This window comes from Mesobacillus maritimus, assembly GCF_019749255.1.
GTDB lineage: Bacteria > Bacillota > Bacilli > Bacillales > Cytobacillaceae > Mesobacillus_B > Mesobacillus_B maritimus_A.
Genome location: NZ_JACWFH010000007.1, coordinates 261,556 through 284,056, shown reverse-complemented (window position 1 = coordinate 284,056; position 22,501 = coordinate 261,556). Strand labels below are relative to the sequence as shown.

General features: G+C 39.6%; 24 protein-coding genes and 2 pseudogenes. 9 read left to right on the top strand and 17 right to left on the bottom strand.

Going from position 1 to position 22,501, the window contains the following annotated elements:
- Position 1 precedes the first annotated feature (1 nt).
- A complete protein-coding gene (locus tag H0185_RS04665; protein ID WP_246629003.1) occupies positions 2-1,423 on the top strand; it encodes a S8 family peptidase in 1,422 nt (473 codons plus the stop codon).
- A gap of 38 nt (positions 1,424-1,461) precedes the next feature.
- Here H0185_RS04665 and helD read toward each other — a convergent pair.
- Positions 1,462-3,785: pseudogene (gene helD / locus H0185_RS04660) on the bottom strand (RNA polymerase recycling motor HelD).
- 309 nt (positions 3,786-4,094) lie between these two features.
- Complete coding sequence (locus H0185_RS04655; RefSeq protein ID WP_221871642.1) at positions 4,095-4,508, bottom strand: CoA-binding protein; 414 nt, start codon at positions 4,506-4,508, stop codon at positions 4,095-4,097.
- Positions 4,509-4,697: 189 nt separating this feature from the next.
- On the opposite strand from H0185_RS04655, the gene plsY reads away from it, so the two are divergent.
- Positions 4,698-5,300, top strand: coding sequence for a glycerol-3-phosphate 1-O-acyltransferase PlsY (gene plsY, locus H0185_RS04650; protein WP_221871640.1), 603 nt, complete (start codon positions 4,698-4,700; stop codon positions 5,298-5,300).
- A gap of 99 nt (positions 5,301-5,399) precedes the next feature.
- Here the strand turns inward: plsY and H0185_RS04645 are convergent, their stop codons facing one another.
- Complete coding sequence (locus tag H0185_RS04645) at positions 5,400-5,561, bottom strand: hypothetical protein (RefSeq protein ID WP_221871938.1); 162 nt, start codon at positions 5,559-5,561, stop codon at positions 5,400-5,402.
- Positions 5,562-5,863: 302 nt separating this feature from the next.
- On the opposite strand from H0185_RS04645, the gene H0185_RS04640 reads away from it, so the two are divergent.
- Together H0185_RS04640 and H0185_RS04635 are read left to right on the top strand one after the other, a co-directional pair.
- Positions 5,864-7,027 carry a CapA family protein gene (locus H0185_RS04640; protein WP_221871638.1) on the top strand — a complete coding sequence of 388 codons (1,164 nt, stop codon included), beginning with the start codon at positions 5,864-5,866 and terminating at the stop codon, positions 7,025-7,027.
- Between the two features lie 141 nt (positions 7,028-7,168).
- Positions 7,169-7,459, top strand: coding sequence for a HesB/YadR/YfhF family protein (locus H0185_RS04635; protein ID WP_221871637.1), 291 nt, complete (start codon positions 7,169-7,171; stop codon positions 7,457-7,459).
- 70 nt (positions 7,460-7,529) lie between these two features.
- Here H0185_RS04635 and H0185_RS04630 read toward each other — a convergent pair whose 3' ends face one another.
- The 9 genes from H0185_RS04630 to H0185_RS04590 all read right to left on the bottom strand — a co-directional run bounded on the left by H0185_RS04630 (position 7,530) and on the right by H0185_RS04590 (position 13,535).
- A complete protein-coding gene (locus H0185_RS04630) occupies positions 7,530-7,820 on the bottom strand; it encodes a hypothetical protein (RefSeq protein WP_221871635.1) in 291 nt (96 codons plus the stop codon).
- Between the two features lie 4 nt (positions 7,821-7,824).
- Complete coding sequence (locus H0185_RS04625; protein WP_221871633.1) at positions 7,825-8,265, bottom strand: acyl-CoA thioesterase; 441 nt, start codon at positions 8,263-8,265, stop codon at positions 7,825-7,827.
- The gene (locus H0185_RS04620; RefSeq protein WP_221871631.1) at positions 8,266-10,587 is read right to left on the bottom strand and encodes an AAA family ATPase; all 2,322 of its coding nucleotides are present in this window, start codon (positions 10,585-10,587) and stop codon (positions 8,266-8,268) included. It abuts the gene before it with no gap.
- Between the two features lie 100 nt (positions 10,588-10,687).
- A complete protein-coding gene (gene tlp / locus H0185_RS04615) occupies positions 10,688-10,915 on the bottom strand; it encodes a small acid-soluble spore protein Tlp (RefSeq protein WP_221871629.1) in 228 nt (75 codons plus the stop codon).
- A gap of 128 nt (positions 10,916-11,043) precedes the next feature.
- Positions 11,044-11,187 (bottom strand): acid-soluble spore protein N, encoded by a 144-nt coding sequence (locus H0185_RS04610; protein ID WP_221871627.1) that lies wholly within the window; start codon positions 11,185-11,187, stop codon positions 11,044-11,046.
- A 68-nt stretch (positions 11,188-11,255) separates the two neighbouring features.
- Positions 11,256-11,387, bottom strand: a complete 132-nt coding sequence (locus H0185_RS04605; RefSeq protein ID WP_221871904.1) for an FbpB family small basic protein — start codon at positions 11,385-11,387, stop codon at positions 11,256-11,258.
- A 215-nt stretch (positions 11,388-11,602) separates the two neighbouring features.
- Positions 11,603-12,124, bottom strand: a complete 522-nt coding sequence (locus tag H0185_RS04600) for a peroxiredoxin family protein (protein WP_221871625.1) — start codon at positions 12,122-12,124, stop codon at positions 11,603-11,605.
- Between the two features lie 43 nt (positions 12,125-12,167).
- Positions 12,168-12,587: a hypothetical protein gene (locus H0185_RS04595; protein ID WP_221871623.1), complete on the bottom strand. Its 420-nt coding sequence runs from the start codon at positions 12,585-12,587 to the stop codon at positions 12,168-12,170.
- 66 nt (positions 12,588-12,653) lie between these two features.
- A complete protein-coding gene (locus tag H0185_RS04590; protein WP_221871621.1) occupies positions 12,654-13,535 on the bottom strand; it encodes a LysR family transcriptional regulator in 882 nt (293 codons plus the stop codon).
- A 127-nt stretch (positions 13,536-13,662) separates the two neighbouring features.
- Here H0185_RS04590 and H0185_RS04585 point away from each other — a divergent pair, with 127 nt between their 5' ends.
- A complete protein-coding gene (locus tag H0185_RS04585; RefSeq protein WP_221871619.1) occupies positions 13,663-14,949 on the top strand; it encodes an NCS2 family permease in 1,287 nt (428 codons plus the stop codon).
- Positions 14,950-15,097: 148 nt separating this feature from the next.
- Here the strand turns inward: H0185_RS04585 and H0185_RS04580 are convergent, their stop codons facing one another.
- Positions 15,098-15,679 (bottom strand): hypothetical protein, encoded by a 582-nt coding sequence (locus H0185_RS04580; RefSeq protein WP_221871617.1) that lies wholly within the window; start codon positions 15,677-15,679, stop codon positions 15,098-15,100.
- Positions 15,680-15,826: 147 nt separating this feature from the next.
- Entirely contained in the window at positions 15,827-18,547 is a 2,721-nt protein-coding gene (gene acnA, locus H0185_RS04575) for an aconitate hydratase AcnA (protein ID WP_221871615.1), read from the bottom strand.
- 332 nt (positions 18,548-18,879) lie between these two features.
- Here acnA and sspO point away from each other — a divergent pair, with 332 nt between their 5' ends.
- On the top strand, positions 18,880-19,029 hold the full coding sequence (gene sspO, locus H0185_RS04570; protein WP_221871613.1) for a small acid-soluble spore protein SspO: 150 nt from the start codon (positions 18,880-18,882) through the stop codon (positions 19,027-19,029).
- 57 nt (positions 19,030-19,086) lie between these two features.
- Here the strand turns inward: sspO and H0185_RS04565 are convergent, their stop codons facing one another.
- The gene (locus H0185_RS04565) at positions 19,087-19,344 is read right to left on the bottom strand and encodes a hypothetical protein (RefSeq protein WP_221871611.1); all 258 of its coding nucleotides are present in this window, start codon (positions 19,342-19,344) and stop codon (positions 19,087-19,089) included.
- Positions 19,345-19,485: 141 nt separating this feature from the next.
- Here H0185_RS04565 and H0185_RS04560 point away from each other — a divergent pair, with 141 nt between their 5' ends.
- Positions 19,486-19,632, top strand: coding sequence for a small acid-soluble spore protein P (locus H0185_RS04560; protein WP_221871902.1), 147 nt, complete (start codon positions 19,486-19,488; stop codon positions 19,630-19,632).
- Positions 19,633-19,712: 80 nt separating this feature from the next.
- On the opposite strand, the gene selA is transcribed toward H0185_RS04560, so the two are convergent.
- Positions 19,713-21,125 (bottom strand): L-seryl-tRNA(Sec) selenium transferase, encoded by a 1,413-nt coding sequence (gene selA / locus H0185_RS04555; protein WP_221871900.1) that lies wholly within the window; start codon positions 21,123-21,125, stop codon positions 19,713-19,715.
- A 142-nt stretch (positions 21,126-21,267) separates the two neighbouring features.
- Here selA and H0185_RS04550 point away from each other — a divergent pair, with 142 nt between their 5' ends.
- Together H0185_RS04550 and H0185_RS04545 are read left to right on the top strand one after the other, a co-directional pair.
- Positions 21,268-21,543, top strand: a complete 276-nt coding sequence (locus H0185_RS04550; protein WP_221871609.1) for a YqhV family protein — start codon at positions 21,268-21,270, stop codon at positions 21,541-21,543.
- A 91-nt stretch (positions 21,544-21,634) separates the two neighbouring features.
- A complete protein-coding gene (locus H0185_RS04545) occupies positions 21,635-22,138 on the top strand; it encodes a DUF3231 family protein (RefSeq protein ID WP_221871607.1) in 504 nt (167 codons plus the stop codon).
- Positions 22,139-22,175: 37 nt separating this feature from the next.
- Here the strand turns inward: H0185_RS04545 and H0185_RS04540 are convergent.
- Positions 22,176-22,358 (bottom strand): annotated as a pseudogene (locus H0185_RS04540) (Rdx family protein); the annotation flags it as partial.
- Between the last annotated feature and the right edge of the window lie 143 nt (positions 22,359-22,501).

The following is a 22,501-nucleotide window of genomic DNA, read 5'->3' as shown; positions in this document are numbered from 1 at the left end:
CTTGAATCGTTCTAAAAAGATTTTACTCACTGCAGTTTGCGCTGTATTAGTACTTATTGCTGCTAACACAATGTTGCAACCTCGTAGAATGAACACCCTACAACAAAATTCTAATGAAAATTCGCCGACAATTCTTAATGATAAAGACACCAACAATCGCGGCCTAATGGAGATTAACAACGTTGGTCAGGGCAATAAACTTAAGCAACATCTGGATCAAAGGGATGAAGTAACCCATTTTCATCATAATGAGAAGGATACCAGTCACTATTTAGATCATGAGGTAGCCGTAAATTTTAAAAGTTTGCCTTCTGACGAAGAACTAAAACACATGGAGCAAGATATCGATGGTCGTGTGGTAAAAAAAGACGGCTTACTGTTTCTTTTCCGCTCAAGAAGTATGGAAGCACCAACAGTTTTAAATTATTTTAAAGGAAAAGCCAATGTGGACTTTGCTGAATTGCATTATTTATTAATGCAAAATGACACAGACGGTGCCAATGCCCTTAATTTACCAAATGACCAATTCTATCAAGAAGAATACCAATGGAACCTGCCTGTTATTGGAACAGAGCAAGGCTGGAGCATCTCTAAGGGTGATGAAGACATCACCATTGCGGTCATCGACACAGGTGTGGATTTGGATCACCCTGATTTGGTAAACAGACTTGTTGAAGGATACAACATCTTAGGAGAAAATTCAATTCCTGATGACGATAACGGACATGGAACACATGTAGCCGGGATTATTGCCTCTGAGACAAATAACCGAGAAGGGATAGCAGGCTTAACTTGGTTTAATAAAATTATGCCGATTAAGGCGATGAGTGCCGAAGGATATGGGACCACCTTTGATATTGCGAAGGGCATTATCTGGGCGGTCGACAATGGTGCCAATGTCATTAATCTTAGCCTTGGGAATTACAAAGAGTCGAATGTGTTAAAAAGAGCCATTCGATATGCCTACAACAACAATGTGGTAATGGTTGCGGCGGCAGGAAATGATGGCACGAGTCAACCTTCCTATCCAGCTGCTTATCCAGAAGTATTAAGTGTTTCAGCCGTTAATTACGATGGGACACTTGCTGATTTCTCAAACTACGGGAGTTATATCAATATCTCTGCTCCTGGTGTCTATATCCCTAGTACGTATTTTAACGAACAATATGCGTCCCTTTCTGGCACATCGATGGCTGCTCCGCATGTTGCTGGACTTGCTGGCCTAATCAAATCGGCAAACCCAGAACTCACCAATAACGAAGTAATGTCCATTATTCAAACCTCTGCACGAGATCTTGGGGCAAAAGGAAAGGACATTGAATTTGGAAGTGGATTAATTGATGTGAACAAATCTTTAATTACGGCAGAAAAGACACATTCCACAAGAGAAAAGGTAAATAAAAAGCGGAATTTCTTTCGCTAAGATTTAAGAAATAAGGGGAGGCCATCTAGCGGCCTTCCCTATCCTTGTTTAAGCTGATATAGTTCTTTGCTAATCCCGTTAAGAAAAACTGGCATTTCTGTAGCAAATAAGTCTAACTCATGCATGGCCCTTGTGCAGGCTGTATAAAAGAGTTTGCGTTCGCCTTCTTCTTTATATGAAGAGGCATCATAAATAGCAACCGCATCAAATTCAATCCCTTTTGCTAAATAGGCGGGAATGATACTAATACCCCGTTCATAAGCAATCGTTCCTTTTTCAATTAATCTCACATCTAAATGAGGGGCAACTTTCTCAAAGACAGTCTTACTTTCTTGCTCAGTTCGACAAATAACAGCAATGGTTTTATGTCCCCCTGTTTTCCACTCGTTCATTCTCCTGATAATAGCAGTAAGTAGCTTTTCTTCGTTTCCTTGTATCGTGACCACTGGTAGATCTCCATTGCGGTTAAACGGTTCTATTTTATCGCCATCTTCAAGTAATTCCCGTGTGAATTCCACAATTTGTCTTGTGGATCGATAGGTTCTTGATAAATGAATCACTTCTTTTTCCTCTATCCCTAGAGCATCCTCCGCTAACACGGTTTCCGAATCAGTTGGTCCAGCGTAAACCGCTTGATTCAGATCCCCAAGAAGGGTTACCTTGCTGTATGGAAACAACTGGCGGATAAAAGCAAATTGAAACGGAGTATAGTCTTGTGCCTCATCAATAAACACATGACGAATACTTGTATTTGACTTTCGTCCTTCGATTTTATCTTGCAAATAAAGATAGGGGGTCGCGTCCTCATAATAGATGTGTGATTGCTTTAAAGCTCTTAAAGTTAACTCTGAAATTCCCCCCCATGTTTCTGGAAGCTGCCGATGGTGTTCATGGTGAAACAATTGCCCATAAATTCCCTTTAAATTTATGAATTTCAACTTCTTCACCAAGTTAAAGACTGGTTTCATCCGCTTTGTCACCAGCATTCTCGCAAGCACCTTTTGCTCGCGCTCATAATCATCAAAGGTATCTTCATCAAATTTTTTTTTTCTTGCAGCTGTTTATACGCATCAAGAAATTCCGATTTATCGAGAAATTGAATTTCTTCTTCTACCCATTCTTGCTTTTGTTCTTGTCTTGCTCTTCGCTTTAATTCCCTTAACAACCATTCCTTCACCATTTGAATTCGGTTTGGAATGGAGACGTTTTGATCTAGAGAATAAAAATAGTCCGCTAACTGCTCCTTTGCAAACAAAATCTGTTTACGGAAGATGATATCCCGAAACAGCAAGCCTTGGCCTTTCAATGCTTCTACATAGGAGTCAATGAGTGCTTTGAATTGTAAACTAGATTTAAACCGAATCGATTCAAGGCGGATTGGATAGTCCTTATCATGGTTTTGACTAAGCAGATACTCCATTTGGCTAAAAATGTCTTCTAGTTCATATTCTCTGCCAATTCTTGATAACAGGTACTCCTGGAAGGTCGCTTGTTGCATATTTTCTTCTCCTAGTTCAGGAAGAACGGTCGCAACATAGCTATTGAACATCGGATTGGGTGAAAACAGCATAATGTTTTCAGATTTTATAATGGTTCGATAGCGATAGAGTAAATAAGCAATTCGTTGCATCGCCGCAGATGTTTTCCCGCTACCGGCCACACCTTTTACAATTAAGAGCTTACTATCCTCATTCCGGATAATTTGATTTTGTTCCCTCTGAATGGTTGCGACAATGCTTTTCATTTGTGTATCGGCGTTATTTCCAAGTACCTCTTGGAGCATCTCATCGCCAATCGTCACACCCGTATCAAACATCGCTTTGATTTTCGCTTCTCTTATCACAAACTGCCGCTTTAACTCCATGACACCCGTGACTTTTTCAAGGCTTGTTTCATATTGTGCTGGCCCAGGGGCGTAGTCATAATAAAGACTTGATATCGGGGCGCGCCAGTCGTAAATCAAGAACTCCTCTTCTTTAGCATCCATGAACGAAGCTACCCCAATATAAATCGATTCAAGCGTCCCTTCGCCGTCTTCGTTAAAGTCTATTCGCCCAAAGTATGGAGAGTTCTGTAGTCTCGTTAAGGTTCTTAACTGATTATCAATTTGTGTTTGGCTGCGCTCCCGTTCAGATAAAAGCTCTACCTGTTGTTTGATGCTTGTATATGTTTCACCAATATCATCTGGTTCATCAAAGTTAACGGTTACGTCTTCCCAGAAAGTCTTGCGGATATGTAGTGCTTCAGATCCAATTTTTCCTGCATGTTTTTCGAGTTTAGTGAACTTCTCCTTTATTTGAGAGGTAATCCATTTCACTCGTTCTTGTTCTTTCTGTAGTTCTAGCTTCTCGATTTCGTTCATCCTCTCACTCCTTGAAAGGCTCTTTTTCTTAAAACTTAAGACGATTGAGCAGAGGTATCCTCCCTGCAAAAACGACCGTTTTGCGAAAAGAGCTGCAAACATAATTAAAACTATAAACAGGTGTTCCCACCAGGTTGATAGGCGCATCTTACAATTTTAACAACCATCCCTCAAAAACACTCAAAAAGACCAAAAAAGTCGGTGCAATATGTATAGTATGCCTGAAATTCATTGTTCATCTTCATTTTTAAGCGACAAAGTGAATCGAAGGAAAACGCGGAACCAGATTGGTCCCGCGTAGATATAAGATTACTTTGTCATCGCATGCTCAACTTTAATACAGCGGTCCATGATGACAGTAGATCCTTTTTCTGTTAGAAAATCATAAGCTTCCTCATTGGCAACCCCTAACTGCGCCCAGAAGATGTCAGCGTCAATTTCAGCGAATTCACGAGCAATTTCTGGCAAGAACTCAGAGCGCCGGAATATATTAACAATATCAACATGTCCCTCAATGTCTTTTAACGACGAAACTGCCTTTTCTCCTAAAATCACATCAGCCTTAGGATTCACAGGAATAATTTCATACCCTGCGTCTTGCATCGCTTTCGATACCATATACGAAGTCCGTTCTGGATTGTCACTTAACCCTACTACAGCAATACGTTTTGATTTTTTTAAAAGGATCCCTATTTCTTCACGACTAGGATTTTCAATTGCCACTATGTATCACCGCTTCCTTTTTTATTCTTGTCCTCCCTTCCATTTTAACCTACGTTCGCCTAGAAATGCACTTAAAGAAGATTGAGTTTTGCGATAAGGAGAAAAGGAAATCAGCTTGAATGAAAAAATAGCAGATATTTCTTAAGAACGTGGTACAATAACTATATTATTTTTAAAGGGGAAATTTGAATGGTAGTAAATGGTCTTATTCTTTTATTAGCTTACCTGCTAGGTTCAATCCCATCAGGGTTAATTGTGGGCAAGCTCTTCTACAAAAAAGATATTCGAGAGCATGGAAGCGGGAATTTAGGCGGAACCAATACTTTCCGAACATTAGGGGTTAAAGCAGGAATTGCCGTAACCTTAGGGGATATTCTCAAAGGAACTCTTGCAGCGAGTTTGCCGCTCATCTTTAATGTGGACTTACATATGCTATTGGTAGGGATTTTCGCTGTTATTGGTCATATGTATCCTGTTTTCGCAGGATTTAGGGGCGGAAAAGCAGTGGCAACTTCCGGAGGAATTTTGCTAGCCTATGCACCGTTTTTGTTTTTGTTTATGCTTATCTTTTTTATTGGAAGTCTTCTGCTAACTAAATATGTGTCGTTATCTTCGATTTTAACAGCGATCGCGACCTTTATTTATGCCCTCTTTACTGGTGATATTGCCTTAATAATTGTCGTTTTCTGCTTAATGGCCTTTGTTATCTATCGGCATAGAGCGAATATCAGTAGAATTAAAGCAAAAACGGAACCAAAAGTGAATTTTTTTAATAAGAAAAAAACAAAATAAGAAAAAGTCTATAAAAAGAGGAAAGGCACTGTCGCCTTTCCTCTTTTTACGTTTAAAACTGAGTGTTTTCGCAATAGAATTGCCTAATGAATAAAAAACTTACACTTGCAAGAGTTGAAAACGAGCAACACCTAGTGAATCGGTGACATAATCTAATTTTGTATGGTCAAAATAAATAAAGTCCTGCTCATGAATAAGAACTTTCAGCTCATCAAAGGTATAGGTGTGATCATCTGTTAAAGGTCGCTCTTCCAGAGACAACTGTAGTTTAGGACCCCCTCAACCAATGCCCATGGATACCCGAATAAAGAGCTTTTCATTTTCATTTTGTTCTTTGTCGACTGCTTCTTTGAGTGCAGTGTGTGCACGGTCAGTTATATTGAACATCTTTTTTCACCCCCCAACCAATACTTTTGTAGAATAAACTCGTTTTTGAACGCAAGTTGTGAACATTTTGTGAACTTTTTCGTCAAATTTAACCAAATCTCAACATCCATATTATATTATCCATAGTGATTGGAAAATAAAAATGCTCCAAAAGAGCAAAAGGGTGAAACGTTTACATGAAGAAAAAGGACAACAAATGGATTTTGACAATTGGGATTCTACTACTGATTGCAGGAGCGACTGGCGTCTTTTTCCGCCAAACCGTTCAAAGCTCAACACAAGAAAATAGAGTGTTCGCGAAAGAGGACCATATCAAACGTGACATTTTAGTAGAAGGGAAAAACTATCAAGAAAGAGTAAACATTGCAGCAATAGGAGACATTCTTATTCATGATACCGTTTTTCTAGACGCAGCAACAGCCGAGGGCTATGATTTCAAACCAATGTTTTCCCATGTAAAGGACACCCTCACAAAACCTGACATTCTCTTAGCCAATCAAGAAACCATTCTAGGAGGCATGGAGCTAGGTTTATCAGGGTACCCGACATTCAATAGTCCACGGGAAGTAGGCGATGCTTTGATTGATGCGGGAGTGGATATTGTTTCAACGGCCAATAACCATACTCTAGACAAAGGAGAAAAAGGAATTCAAAGTTCTATGGGTTATTTAAGCGAGGTGGGCCTCCCATATGTTGGGTCCTTCAAAAACCCTGAGGACCAACAACGTCTACGAATTCTTAACCATGACGGGGTAAATATTGCTTATCTATCGTATACATACGGCACGAACGGGATTCCAGTACCGGAAGGCAAGGATTTCCTCGTCAACTTAATCGATAAAGCAGCGATGAAAGAAGAAATTCACCGCGCTAAAGACCAAGCCGATGTCGTGGTAATGAGTATTCATTGGGGAAATGAGTATCAACGCACTCCTGATAACATTCAACAAGAGTTAGCTCATTTTATTGTGAATGAGGGCGTGGATGTGGTTTTTGGACATCATCCCCATGTTCTGCAACCGATGGAATGGATACAAACTGACGATGGACGCAAGGCTTTTGTTATTTATTCTCTAGGCAATTTTTTATCAGGGCAAATGTGGGACTACAAAGATATTGGCGGAATGGTTTCACTCGACATTATTAAAAAGATTACCTCAGATGGGACTACAATTGAACTTGCTAACCCCGAGTTTAGTCCCACGTATGTATCAAGTAGCGGGCAACGTAATTATCAAGTAGTACCGTTAGAACAGGCAGGAAAATACGGTTTAGAACAAGCTAAAAGCAAATACGAAGAAATCATGTCTCATATGACCGAACCGTTGAAAACAAACTAGCTAAGAATGAAACTCCCATTATGATATGGGAGTTTTTTTTCTATTTGTTGCCATAATAATGAAGGTGTGAAAGCAAATACTTAGACAGGGTATTTTCATAAACCTTATAATGAACAGATGGATTATGGAAGGAGTTTGGTTATGAATATTACAATCAGCGATGAAGCAGCAAAATGGTTTCAAGATGAACTAGATCTCAAGGATGGGGGGTATATCCGCTTTTTTGCTCGTTATGGTGGAGCTAGCCCGGTTCAACAAGGTTTTTCTCTTGGAATGTCAAACCAGGAGCCAGAAACAACAGTTGGTTTCAGTGTAAAGGTAAATGGTATTACCTATTATGTTCTAGAGAAAGATTTATGGTATTTTGATGGGCATGATTTAAAGGTTGAGTTTAACCAGGATGCTCAAGAACCAGAATATAAATATATCTAAAACTAAAGAAAAGCAGACGCCGTAGCAAGCGTCTGCTTTTCTTTATATTTTGAGCTAAATTCCCATATGACTACCAAATAAGATGCTCGAGACCTTCTTTTTTTAGAATCGCATCACGACGTTCTCCGAACAAGTCAAAATGAGGCATGGTGGCTTTTCGTTTATCAATCCACTCTGGTTGTAATCCGTACTGCTTTCCCCAAGCCGCTAATTTTTCGATATCCCTACACCCGACTTTTGTCACGGTTTTGGATTCTGGAAAACGCTCGTCCAACCAGTAATGTGTCAAAAACGCAATTTCTCCACGTGCGACCTTCGTTTTCCATTCGTTTAATTCCTGGCGCTTAATTCCAAATGCCATAGTGTTAAGATCCTTTTGTCGCTTCAGGCTGTCCTTTTGCCTTCAAGTACGCCTCATGCCAATCAGTGTATGAGCGTTTGATTGAAATCGGGCGGAAGGAGTCTTTTTTGACGCAAACATGACGAGAATTTCCAGTCAAAGAAAGTTGTCCAGAACTCGTATATACTTCATAACTATACGTAACCCGCAAACCGTCATACTCAGATACCCACGTTTTAATTACCGCTTTCTCCCCATAGCGAACAGGTGTTTTATAGGAAGCTTGGATATCAATAACAGGAGAAATGACTCCCTCCTTTTCCATCTCTGCATAATTAAAGCCTAAATCCTCAATAAGCTTCGTTCTCCCTAATTCCATCCAGATGAGATAGTTTGAGTGATAAACAACGCCCATTTGATCGGTTTCTGCGTATCGAACCTCAATTTCCTTCGTTGAAATATGCATTTACAGTTCTCCTTTTTTTACTTTTTCTAATGCATGTACTAAATCTTCCTTGTCTAAACTCATTGCTTCTTCTGTTAACTCTTGCATTGAATCTGACTCCATCAACCTAAAAGCCTGTGCTTGGATTGCTTCGTTGATCAGGTTTGAGGCTAAACGACCATTTCCGCCGATAGGTTCGGTTTCTAAGTGATGCAAAATAAAATTCCTTGCCGCTTCTGTTAATTGATATTGATAGGAGGCTGCATAACCTTCCATAATTTCCAATAGTTCCGAAGCTGTATAATCGGGAAAGTGGAAAAACTTTTTAAAGCGAGAACGTAGTCCAGGATTGCTTTCAAGTAATTCATTCATTTCATCCGGATAGCCAGCGAGAATGACAACTAAATTTTCATTATGACGAGTCATTTCATCAACTAAGGTGTCGATAACTTCTTTGCCAAAATCTCCGTTTCCTTGGCTGAGAAGCGAGTAGGCTTCATCGATGAAGAGCACCCCACCAAGTGCTTCGCGTATTTTCTTTTTTGTTTTAATTGCCGTTTGTCCAACATAGCCTGCAACAAAGTCTGCACGACTGCCAACCATCAGATGACCGCGTTTTAATATCCCGCATTCTTTAAGCAGTTCAGCATAGATTTTGGCCACCGTTGTTTTCCCAGTCCCCGGATTTCCGGTAAACACAGAGTGAAGTTGGATAGGTACAGCCTGTAAGCCTTTTTCTTGTCGAAGTTGTTGCATTTTCACAAACGAGATGAGAGAACGAACTTCTTGCTTCACATTTTCTAAGCCGATAAGAGATTGAAGTTGTTCCTTTGCATCTTGATTCGGTTGAACCTCGTCACGAACAAAATCCTCTTTTTCTAACAACGAATAGCTGAAGAGATCCTCGTTCACTGCGTTTGAGCCTTTCTTGAAAATCGCATCTTGAACGATGTTTCGGACAGTCCGAGCATTCCCAAAGGTATCATCCACTCGTTCTCGCTCAATTCGATTTAAAAGTTCCGTTTTAGCACCTTCTGATAATACGTAATCATTATCAGTCGCCGCTTGTTCGCCAATTTGTAGTAGTTCGTTATCGTTGTAGTCTGGTAAGTGAATGATATTTGAATTGGGGAAACGGCTTCTTAGACCAGGGTTTGCATCAAGGAATTGTCGCATTTCCTCAGGATACCCTGCTAGAATGACAGCAAATTGATCTCCATATTCCTGGCCGGTCATAAGCGAAACGAGTGTATCAATGGCGGTTTGTCCATAATCATTTCCCGTTTGACCCTCTCGCTTTAAACTATAGGCCTCATCGATAAATAAGACACCACCAAGGGCCGTTTCCACAAACTTACGAACATTCTCTTCTGTTAGTCCTACATACGCACCAACAAGCTGTGAGCGGTCTGCTTCAATGACCTCTGATCTTGGTAGCGCACCAAGCTGATAATAAATTTTTGCTAATAAGCGGGCAATGGTCGTTTTACCAGTTCCTGGATTTCCGGTTAAAATCATGTTTAAACTTAAAGCATCCTTTGTCTGAAACCCGAGGTCTTTGCGTTTCTTTTGATACTTAAGAAACTGATAATAACGATTGACCCGCTCTTTAACTGATTCTAGTCCGATCAGGTTTTTCAATTCAGTTAATGGGTTTTCTTCCTCATTTTTTTTCACTTCTTGAATAAATTCTTTTTCCCATAACTCTTTCAGTTCGCCAAGATGTTTTAACCTTAGCTTCATTTCTTCATAATGCACGGATGTATGAAAGACACCTGAGATTGACTGTTCATATTCCTCAGCTGCTTTTAACAAGGAAGCAGCTTCTTTTACAGCTTCTTCTAAAAGACTGGTTAACACCTGATATTGCTCCTCAAAACCACGGATTTCTTTCGCATGAAGACCTTGAAGTTGTTCTAATTGTTTTTCCGTGTTATCCAAGAACTTTTGGCAAATTTGAATAAATTGTTCGGCCGTTTTCCTTTTCGCCGCGCGGTTATCTGTTTCCCTTAATGGTGGAAAGGTGAGTTCGGCAAACGCTCCCTCCATTCCTTTCCATTTATGTGAAGCGAGATATTGCTTCGCCCGTTGGTTTGTTGGATCGATATGTAATACCTTTTCCATCCATGTGAGGACAACTGCGTCATTCCCTGTTTGTTTTGACCGTGAAAGTGCCGCAATCGCGAGTAAATCAGCCTTCTCAGTCTGATCTTCCTCATCAGAAAGGTCTTTTATGTACGTTAAAAGCGCCCCTTCATCATGAATGAAGCCGTCTTTTTTAAATTCCAACTCCCATTTCTCTGAATGAACTTTGTCTTCTGACTTTCTTCGTTGTTGTTCCATTTACACCACTTCTTTTAATATAGGATTAACACGTATCTTACCATATTTTTGCTCAAAAAAGGAAAAGACCTGCCCATTGGCAAGTCTTTAGGTCGCTATCTTAAGAATCTTTACGGGAATGCGCCTCATCTTTAATTTCTGAACGGAACCCATCGATTGCATCACGGCGACGTTCATTCTTTGCCTCAATCTGCGCTCTGTCCTCCGCAGATGAGAATTCCATCGCTGCTTCAGCTTCTTCCATATTCTCGATCGTATGATGAATCATCGATTGTAGCTTTTCAACATTATCGCTTCGATCATCTGGATTTGGTTTATTGTGTGCCATTCGTTTCTACCCCCTTTATGCGACCGAGTTTAGTATGTGTTCCATGACCAGAAAATATAAAGGAAAAGAGTGTCAATCCAATAGGACAAAAAAATAAAACCCGTCTATAATAGACGGGCTTTGCACCATTATTCGCCTTTTGTCTGAATGACTTGAGCGTGTTCACCAGATGTATCCTGCATTTTTTTCCCTTTATTTCCACCAGCTTGTCTTGGCTGTGTGCCAATATGGCTTGGAACAAAGTATTTGCTTTTACGATTTGGATTACCCATTCATATCCCCTCCTCTATCTTCAGTTTCTCCTGAAGAGGGGGGTTTCATTTATGGAAAAAGAATGCTATTATTCCGCTTTGCTAAGACGCTTTTGCTCTAATTTTGCCTCAAGCTTTTCCATTGCATCGCGGTCATTAAGGATTTGGCGTTTATTTTCTAAAACTAATTCTTCAAAAGAACGTTTTCTTGGCTTTCTCATCATGCTCACCTTCCTTTGTTATCATTGTAACAGTAAGTATGCCCAAAAACGGTTTCAATTATTACAACTTTTTGAAAATTTAATCCCTTTTTAAAAATACCCAATAATTTTATGCAGAAACCTTTTAGTTTGTGCTTTTCTTAACAAAATAGGATGAATCTGTTCCTCTAAAAAAGGCAAAAAAAAGAAGACAACTGGGCTTGTTCCCAAATGTCCTACTCCATCACAAACTCTTCCATTTGTTCTAATGTCATCGCACCAATATGTTTTTTCTCAATCATGCCTTCTTCATTGATTAGCAGGGTTGTAGGGATAGAAAGAATTGAATAGTCTTCGTTTACCCTCCCTGTCTTATCTAACAAGATTGGAAAAGTTAATTGGTTTTTTCGTACAAATCCTGTTACATCATTTTGAGGATCAATATTGATTCCTAGGATTTCCATATAGCCATTCGCTTGATTATAAAGTTGTTGCATGGCCGGCATTTCTGCTTTACATGGAGGACACCATGTAGCCCAAAAATTGATCATAACTTTTCTTCCCTTAAGATTGGAGAGCTTGACCTCTTTTCCATCTATTGTAGATAAGGTAAATTTGGGTGCCAGCTGGCTAACTTCTGCACCTGCGATGATTGCTTCGCCATGTGTTTCTTGTTCACCATTCCTCGTCGCATGAACCATTGTATCCGATAGAATCAGCAAGAAGAAGATGAGAATTGTTAGGCCTCCTCTTATCATGTAACCACACCTCAATCTAAAACCACTGTAGAGGTAGTTTATCCTAAATGATGAGCAAAAATAAGGTTCGCACGAGCCAAAAGGTTGTTATAAATGTGACAAGTCCATAAATAATCCCCGTTCCGATTAATTTACTTGGCCATTGACTCTTTTTGGTTTTCCAAACCAAATAAAGGCAGGCTAAAACAGTCGCTGTCAGCCATTCTTTACCCCCACCTGATAAATAGAAAGCGCCTAACGGGTTCGTTTTTAACAATTCTGGTCGATATAAGAGAATGCTCCCTTTAAATGACAATACTCCAATGAACAAACTATTCACTAAAGCATCGAGAAATTCCTGGAGAAAGTCTTCATTTCCTCCCAATAACTTTTTTAGCAAATAATATGTGATTATTAATGCAATAAATCCATAGATCCAAGTGTATTTAATAATAAATGGCCCTAGCTGAACGGCATTCAACACCCTAACACTCCTTATATATATTTTCTAACCCTTAATTAAAAGCTAAGGCTGTCCCATTTACCTTGGTCATCTTCCTGAATGATGCCCTCTATTCTCTTTTACAATCGTCAAAAAGTTCCGAGCAGGTGATGAGACAAAATGTTGCTCTAACCAGATGATTCCTAATGAAGAAAATAATTCGGCGTCGCTAATCGTGCATGAGTAGATTTGGTCATGCTTATATACATCCATTACGGAAGAGGGAATAATTGTTGCCCCCATCCCAGCTGTAACCATTTCCATCAGTATGTTCATATCTGAACATTCCGCAATGCTTTTTAGTTGAAACTGTTCTTTTGAAAAGGCTTCATGGATTGTGTTGTAACTCCCTAACCCTTCAGTGCTTGGGATAATTAATGGATTTTGAGAAATCTCTTTTAGAGTAATGGTTTTTCTTGGTTCGCGGCTCACATATACAAATGGTTCCTTAATTAAATGATGATAAGCCAACCCTCGATGTTCAAGCGGGAGACGCACAAAAGCTAGCTCAATTGCCCGTGATTTCACCATTTCAGATAAATAGAATGAATCATTTTGTACAATTTTTAACGTGACAAGTGGATACAGTTTGTGGAATGTTTGCAACAACTGTGAAAACCCAGGAACAGATAATGTATTAATTCCCACCGATAGGGTTCCTTTTTTCCCTTCTTCTGTTTCCTGTAATTCATTTTTCACCTCTTCCATGCTATTTACAAGATGTAGCGCATGTTGGTAGAGCAAGATTCCTTTATCCGTTAACTCCATCTTCTTCCCATTTCGTTCTACTAACTTTACCCCTAACTCTTCCTCTAATTGCTTTAACTGCATGCTTAGTGGAGGCTGAGACATGAGAAGCCTATTCGCTGCGGCAGTGATATTCTTTTCCTCCGCAATCGCAATAAAATATCGTAATTGTTTAAAGTCCATAAAGTTCCTTTCTATATAAAAAAAGTATGGTTTCAATACAAATTATATATTTTTCGTATATGTATTGTCTATGATACGATTGATTCTGGTCTTTTAACTTATAGCTGTATTTAGAAAGGTGATTGAATTGGAACGTTTTTTTAACTTAAAACAAAATGGCACTACGATTGGAAAAGAACTTTCTGCTGGGTTTATTTCCTATATAACCGTTGTCTATATCATTATTGTAAATGCAACAATATTAGCGGTTGCAGGAATACCAATGGAAGCAGGAATCATTGCCACGATTTTAACAAGCTTTTTTGGGTGTTTAATCATTGGGTTATGGAGCAATACACCTATTCTGCTTATTCCCGGGATGGGTTTAAACGCGATGTTCACCTACACAATTGTTCAATCAGGTGGGTTTACATGGCAAGAGGCGTTAGCGATGGTGTTCACGGCGGGAATTATCTTTATCATTATTGCATTTACACCATTAGCAAGAGTTATCACTTCATCGATTCCAGATTCTTTAAAGGAAGCGATATCTGTTGGGATTGGAATTCTATTAATTTTAATCGGATTTGATAATGCCGGTATCATTACAAGTAGTGAACATACACTTCTCGCCATCGGCGATTTAAGTAGCAGCTCAGCAATTATTACGTTTATTGGACTTTTGATTACATTCTTATTATTTATTAGAAATGTACCTGGGAATTTGTTGTTAAGTATTATCATAACATCAGTACTTGCGATTATCTTTGGTGGCTCTCAATTTGAGGGAATTTCATTTTCGGCTCCTTCATTTGGTGAATATTCCAACGTGTTTGCTCAACTATCTTGGGCTCAAGCAGGGAATTTCATTTTTTGGCTGACGTCAATCTCATTAGCCATGGTCCTAGTCTTTGAAAACATTGGCTTGATTCATAATCATACCAAAATGCTAGATCGTACAGAAAGTAGTAAAAAGTCATTGCAAGCGACGGCTGTTTCGGTTCTATCTTCGGGTGTATTTGGAACAAGCCCCACGGTTGCTTCTGTCGAAAGTGCAGCTGGTATTACAGCCGGTGGTCGTACAGGATTAACAAGCATTGTAACAGGTCTATTGTTCTTGATTTCTTTATTGTTTATCCCAGTGATCAAAATCGTACCACCAAGTGCGGTTTCACCGGTCTTAATTTTAATTGGTGTATTAATGCTTCAAAACGTCGTTCATATTAAAATGGATGATCTAACCGAGAGCTTTCCGGCCTTGTTAATTATTGTCTTGATTCCCCTTACCTACAGCATCGCTGATGGAATGGCAATCGGCTTTATTTTATACCCAATAATGAAACTATTCATGGGAAAAGGGAAAGAAATTCATCCTGCGCTTTATATGATTGCCCTACTTTTTATCAGTAATTTCGTGTTGCAGTATGCATTTTAATCTAAGTCTTTGATTGATTAGCGCTCCTCTGCTCTGCCTCTCGAGCCAATCTATGTTGTATCTTTATAAAACTATCCAAAAAACGAGTGATGTTCCTATTTATAGGACATCGCTCGTTTTTTGTTGGTTTTATAGCAACGCACCGCTTCTAACCTAATATACTGCAATGGGAGTCACTGCTGTTTTTCAATACCATAAAATGAGCACGAGAGCTTGTACCGGGTCTTACTCCTGCAAACGTCTCATACAGCTTATATTGAGCTTTCTGAGCCTGTTTAATCGAGCTCATGCCTTTCATCATTAATGTTCGAGTTAATTCATCCATTGTATCCAATTGATAAGGTACATCATTGGCATAATACAAGCTCTCATCTTTTTTTGGATAAAAAGACTGAACTTCTTCTTCAGCTGTTATGATATGGTATTGTGTTTTACCATTTTCAGAAATACCACCGATGACGGCTTCCGTGTTTATGGTTAAATCCGTTTTCATTTGCCACTGTTGATGAATGATGAGAGCAATCTCTTTAAGACTTACACCTTGAAAAGATAAAGTTTTTACTAACTCCCACGTTTCTACCCCAAGATCAACAGGACCTGTATAGATTAAAAAGGATTGGTTAGGAATGATTTCACGAAACATCGTACGTTCATTCGGTGCATAGCTCTCCTCACAATCTAAAACAATGGAAATAAAATTATCTCTTGCCACAATAGAAAAAAGACTCATCGAACTCTCTCCTTTCGGCATTCCTACTTTAACAATAGAAAGGAATGATAACGATCGCAATAGAAATAGAGAGAAAATATCGAGAATTTAGTGAACCAAAACAAAAAACCTCCATATGCTCAAGGCATATGGAGGTTCGGGCTAAATTTATGCTTTTAGTTTGTCACGAAGAACCATTTGTAGGATTCCACCATGACGGTAGTAGTCAATTTCAACTTCAGAATCGAAACGAACAACTGCTTCGAATGCTTTTTGGTTGCCGTTTTCGTCTGTCGCAGTTACCTTCACAAGGTCACGTGGACGTACGTTTTCGCCAACTTCAACATTAAAGCTTTCCTTACCTGTTAAGCCAAGTGTTTCAGCGTTATCTCCATCTTTAAATTGAAGTGGAAGAACGCCCATTAACACTAGGTTTGAACGGTGAATACGCTCAAAGCTTTCTGCGATAACAGTCTTAATTCCAAGGAGGTTTGTTCCTTTTGCTGCCCAGTCACGAGAAGATCCCATTCCATAGTCTTTACCAGCAATAACCATTAAGCCTGTTCCGTTTTCTTTATACTTCATGCACGCATCATAGATTGATGTTACTTCGCCTGTTGGCCAGTAAGTAGTATAACCACCTTCTGTTCCAGGTGCGATTTGGTTCTTGATGCGGATGTTTGCGAATGTACCACGCATCATAACTTCATGGTTACCACGACGAGAACCGTAAGAGTTGAAGTCACGTACTTCAACACCTTTAGAACGTAGGTATTGACCAGCAGGTGTATCTTTACCGATTGCACCAGCAGGTGAAATATGGTCAGTTGTGACAGAATCACCAAACTTACCAACTACGCGAAGTCCAGTTAATGGTTCAACTGTACCTGGCTCTGGGCTTAAACCTTCGAAGAATGGAGGGTTCGCAATATAGGTTGAATCCTCATCAAATGTATAAAGAGCATCGTTGTTTGTTTGGATTTCGTTCCAACGCTCGTTATCGCTGAATACATTTTCGTATTCACTGCGGAATAATTCAGGTGTAACCACTTTGTTTACAACTTCATTTACTTCTGCAGTTGATGGCCAGATATCCTTGAAGAATACATCATTGCCATCTTTGTCTTTCCCGATTGCATCATTTTGAAGGTCGATATTCACTGTTCCAGCTAATGCGTAAGCAACTACTAGTGGTGGAGATGCAAGATAGTTTGCTTTTACTAGTGGATGAATACGTCCTTCAAAGTTACGGTTACCAGAAAGAACAGAAGTAACAAGTAGATCAGAATCTGCAACTGTCTTTTCGATTTCTGGAAGAAGTGGACCTGAGTTCCCGATACATGTTGTACATCCATAACCTACCAGGTTGAAGCCGATAGATTCTAAGTATGGAAGTAAGCCAGAATCACGAAGGTATCCTGTTACAACCTTAGAACCAGGTGCTAGAGATGTTTTAACAAATTTCGGAACTTCCATTCCTAGTTCAACTGCTTTTTTCGCTACTAAACCTGCACCAACAAGTACATACGGGTTAGAAGTGTTTGTACAGCTAGTGATAGAAGCAATCGCAATCGCACCCGTTTTCATCGTCGCTTTGTCGCCATTTTCAAATTCAACAACCGCGGACTTTTCAACTTCAGAAGCTTCGAAGCCGAAACCTTGGTTTCCAGCTGGAGCAGTGATTGCATCATTGAAGCTCTTCTTCATTTGAGAAAGAGGAATTAAATCTTGTGGACGCTTAGGACCAGAAAGATTTGCTTCAATCTCAGAAAGATCGATTTCAATAACGTCTGTATAAACTGGTTCAAGAGCTGGATCGAAGAATAAACCGTTTTCTTTGCAGTATGCTTCTACCAATTCAACTTGCTCAGCAGTACGTCCAGTTAAACGCATATAATCAAGAGATTCTGCGTCGACAGGGAAGAATCCACAAGTCGCACCATATTCAGGAGCCATGTTGGCAACTGTAGCACGGTCTGCTAATGGAAGTGTTACCACACCAGGACCGAAGAACTCAACAAATTTCCCAACTACACCATGGCTACGAAGAACTTGTGTTACTTTTAACGCAAGGTCAGTTGCTGTAGAACCGTTCGGCATATCGCCTACTAATTTAACCCCTACTACCTCAGGTACTGGGAAGTAAGAAGGCTGTCCTAGCATACCTGCTTCCGCTTCAATTCCACCTACGCCCCATCCAAGAACACCGATTCCGTTGATCATTGTTGTATGGGAGTCTGTACCAACTAGTGAATCTGGGAATGCTTCGAATTCGCCATCTTCATTTTGTACAGAATGGACAACGCTTGCAAGATACTCAAGGTTAACTTGGTGAACAATACCAGTTGCTGGTGGAACGGCACGATAATTGTCGAATGCCTTTTGTGCCCAGCTTAAGAATTGGTAACGCTCTGCATTACGTTCGAATTCAAGATCCATATTCGCTTGTAATGCACTTTGTGTTCCATATTTATCAACCTGTACTGAGTGGTCAATAACAAGATCAACCGGCTTTTCAGGATTGATTTTATCTGGGTCTCCACCAAGGTCTGCCATTGCTTTTCTTAAAGAAGCAAGGTCAACCACTGCTGGTACACCAGTGAAGTCTTGTAGGATAACACGAGAAGGTTTGAAAGGTACATCTACCTCTTTTACTTCGCTAGTTCCCCATTTTACTAGATTTTCAACATGCTCTTTTGTAATAACGCGGCCATCATACTGGCGAAGAACAGATTCAAGAAGCACCTTAATTGAGTAAGGAAGCTTTGATACATTTCCTAATCCTGCTTCTTCAAGTGCAGCAAGACGGTAATAATGGTAGCGTTTCCCGCTGGATTCAAATGTACTGCGGGCTTTAAAAACATCTAGGTCAGTTAATTGTTTAGTCATCTGACTACCCCCTTTGATCAGTAACAATCATACACTAAATAAATGTAATTGTCGAAAAGTTAGAATATTCTTCGACATCCTAACTTTTCTCACAATTCTAATCTTAATATAACTCTAAGTATAAGTAAATAACAAGATTGTTATTGTTTTTGATAAGAAAAACTTATAGAAATGTAGATTACTACAGTGCAAACCTGATTATAAGGCTAATTAGTGATAAAAAAAAGGGATATAAATTCCATCCTTTTAGGCGCTTTACTATTTTGAAAAAGTATCAATTGGTGTATTGAGGGCAAAATAACCAGGTAAATTACTAGAAATGAGGTGAAATAATGGGAAAACGCAAAGCGAATCATGTCATCCCTGGGATGAATGCTGCAAGTGCTCAAGGAAAAGGTGCTGGATTCAATGAGGAATTGTCAAATGAACCATTAACAGAGTTGCAAAAGCAAAACAATAAAAAACGCAAGAAAAACCAGTAAGTTATTGGCGACTGAATAGAGAAAGCGGAAGGATACCTCCTTCCGCCGCCTTAGGTTTTATTGCAGATTGACCTCTTCAACGATCCGCTCTAAATCACTCATAAAGCGTTCTAATTGAGGCCGCTGTGTATCAGACGCTACTTCAAGTGCATTCTCAATTTGCTGATACGCTTCATTCACCTCGTTTTTTAAATGCTTAAGCTGATGACCATAACTGGCACTATCCTGAACAATATCGTTGTAAAAATCTTGAACTTCTTCAAAACCCTGCTGAGCTGCTTGATAAGCTTGCTGTTTATTTTTATGATAAGGCATTCTCTTACCTCCTAATTTATAGTGAATTTTCCATATCGAAGCTTGACTTCTCCTCGAGTATTCGTAAATTGTGCAGGAGCGAATGAAAATATTCAGTATAAATTCAGTTTCTGGTTTACAACCTATAGCTAGGAGGGATGAATCATGAACAAAAATGATGGCAAAGATATGCGCAAAAATGCACCAAAGGGACATAACGGGGGACAACCAGAACCTTTAAGTGGTTCAAAAAAGGTGAAAAACCGTAACCATTCTCGTCAGAATCACGGACACAATCACGATATGTAAGACTTTCCCTTGTTGGGAAAAACAGGTCCCTCCATTTGATTGGTAGGGACCTGTTTTTTATGGGAAGTTTGAATCCTAGCTTATTTATCAAAAGAGGTTAATGCATGAATAACGAAATCTTCCTCTCCTTTACTAACTGTGCGAAGATCGAATTGAATTTCATCTTTTTGAATTCGCACAACGATTGCATGATTTACTTCGGTTCTAAGCTTTCGTGCTAGCTGTTGTGCTGATAAAGTTTTATGTGATAGAGACACTAAGTATGTAGGTAATTCTACGTCAGGCATTGTCCCGCCTCCAACCTGACTGGTTCCTGCTATTAGCTTTATCGAATAATTGTCAGTTGAGCTTTTTAGCTTTTCAATAAACTGTTGAGATCTGCTGTTGATCACATCAGGAGACAAGAGTAAATTCTGAATGGTAGGAATCTGTTCAATCCCCTTTTGCCCTTTAAGATAATCGGTTAACGTGCCTTCAAGGGCAGCTAGAGTCATTTTATCAACACGGAGCACTCGGGCCAATTGATGCTTTTTCAATTTCTCAATTAATTCCTTTTTTCCTGCAATTAAACCTGCTTGCGGGCCACCAAGCAGTTTATCACCACTGAAGGAAACAATATCAGCACCCATTTTTAACACTTCACTTACAACGGGTTCATCGCCGATCGCATGTTTTCGGAAATCATACAAGACCCCACTTCCTAAGTCTTCATAAAAAATGACATTCTCGTGTTGTGTTGCAATCTTCGCGAGCTCTTCTGTTTCAACAGACTTTGTAAAACCCATGATTTTAAAATTACTTGTATGTACCTTTAGAATCATCCGAGTGTCTTCCCCAATGGCGCGTTCATAATCATACACATGCGTTTTGTTTGTTGTCCCTACTTCTACTAATTTCGCGCCACTTTCTTCCATAATGGAAGAGATCCTAAAAGAACCCCCAATCTCGACTAATTGTCCTCTAGAAACGATAACCTCTTTGTCTTGTGCCAAAGCCCGAAGGATTAAGAAGACAGCTGCTGCATTATTATTCACAACCATCGCGGCCTCTGCCCCAGTGATTTCCTTTAGGAGCGCTTCCGCATGACTATGTCTTGAGCCACGCTCCCCTACTTCAAGCTTGTATTCGAGATTTGAATAATTTTGTGCGGTTTCAAGCACATGAGCAGTTGCTCGGTCACTTAGACGTGCACGTCCTAAATTTGTATGTAAAATGGTCCCTGTTGCATTAATAACTGGTTTGAGCGTATACCCTTGTTGATTCCCCACCTTATTTGAAAGCTGGTCGTAGATGTGATTGATAAAAGATGCTCCCCCAGGCTCTGGTCCATTCCATGTAGTCTGAATGATTTCTTGACGAATTTCATCTATCACTTGTTTTAAGTGATTCGTGAGGATACTTAAATCGATTCCTAGTTGTTCGGCGATAGTATGAAAACGAGCATCGTTTTGAAGCTCGTGGACTGGCGGCATTTGCCTTAATAAGTGCTTCACCTTAATTCCCTCCAGATTTACAATTGCCCGTTCATTATAGCATTTTTTCCAAGAAATCCATTGGTTAAAATACATTCCTTGTCCTTCTTCTTGCTTTTGGTGCATATATTGTTCACAAAAGACTTGTCTGCAGGAGGATAAAATGCTTAATTTAATCGAAAAAGCAGTATTAGGAATGGCAGCACTAAGGATTTTTTCGGGAAGTGTTGAAATCATCGCGGCGATTCTTATGTTAAAGCTGAATGATGTCGGCAAAGCACTTGTTGTGAATAGCTCCTTGGCACTAGTTGGTCCTGTTATTCTTATTTTAACCACAACGATTGGCTTGCTTGGATTAGCGGATAAAATTTCATTCGCAAAGATGTTCTGGGTCCTATTAGGAGTTGGCTGTATTCTATATGGAGTTAGAAGCAATTAACTTGAAACTCACTCATAAGATCATTTCCAAGTATGAAACCCTTCCTTTCTTGAAAAACTAGCGTAAAGAGAACTACAGGAGGGATTGGATTATGGGGATTCTCAGTGGTGAACCAAAGGAAGAGCCATTGCATGCTGGAGAAGTGTACCATTTATGGACACATTTGTTGGAAACCAAAACACTCCTTGTCACCTTGCAGGTGTTAAAAAGTCATACAGGAGACGAAGATTTAAAAACATTCATTGACGAGTTTACACAAGACTGTATTCAAGAAGAGGAAGAACAGGTTGAGGAACTCCTAAAGGAAAATGGTCTAAGATTACCACCGGCTCCACCAGACCGACCAAAGGTGAATTTAGAGGACATTCCTGCGGGTGCAAGGTTTAATGACCCCGAGGTTGCCGCATTAATTGGGAAAGAGCTTATAGCAGGAAAAATGATTTGTAGTTATGTGAGTAGCATTGCGATTCGCGAGGATGTGGGGAAAATGTTCAATGAATATTACACAAACCGCGTCGAGCAACAAGATAAACTATTAAAAATGAATAAAGAAAAAGGCTGGTTGATTCCACCTCCCCTTAATACAAAAAATTAAAATGAAAAGGCGCCTGGAGGAGTCCAGACGCCTATTTTTAGTCTTCTAACTTCGAAATAATTTCTTCAGATGAAGGAAACATTCCCGTTTCATCTTTAGAATAAACTTTCTCGCCGTTTACCGTGACTTCAAAGATGCCACCTGAAGCAGGAATCAACTCCATCTTTTCAATCTTCCCGCGAAAATGAGTAAATAAATCTTCTGCGAAACTCGCAGCTTTAGGTGCGTAGTTTCACATCATGCAAAATTCAACGGTTATTTGGAACTTTTCCATTTCTTTTATACCCCCATAGAAGCAAAGCTAGTTTGTATTATTATTGTAGTAAAAACCGCCAAGTTTCGCAAACAATAGAATCAGAAAAG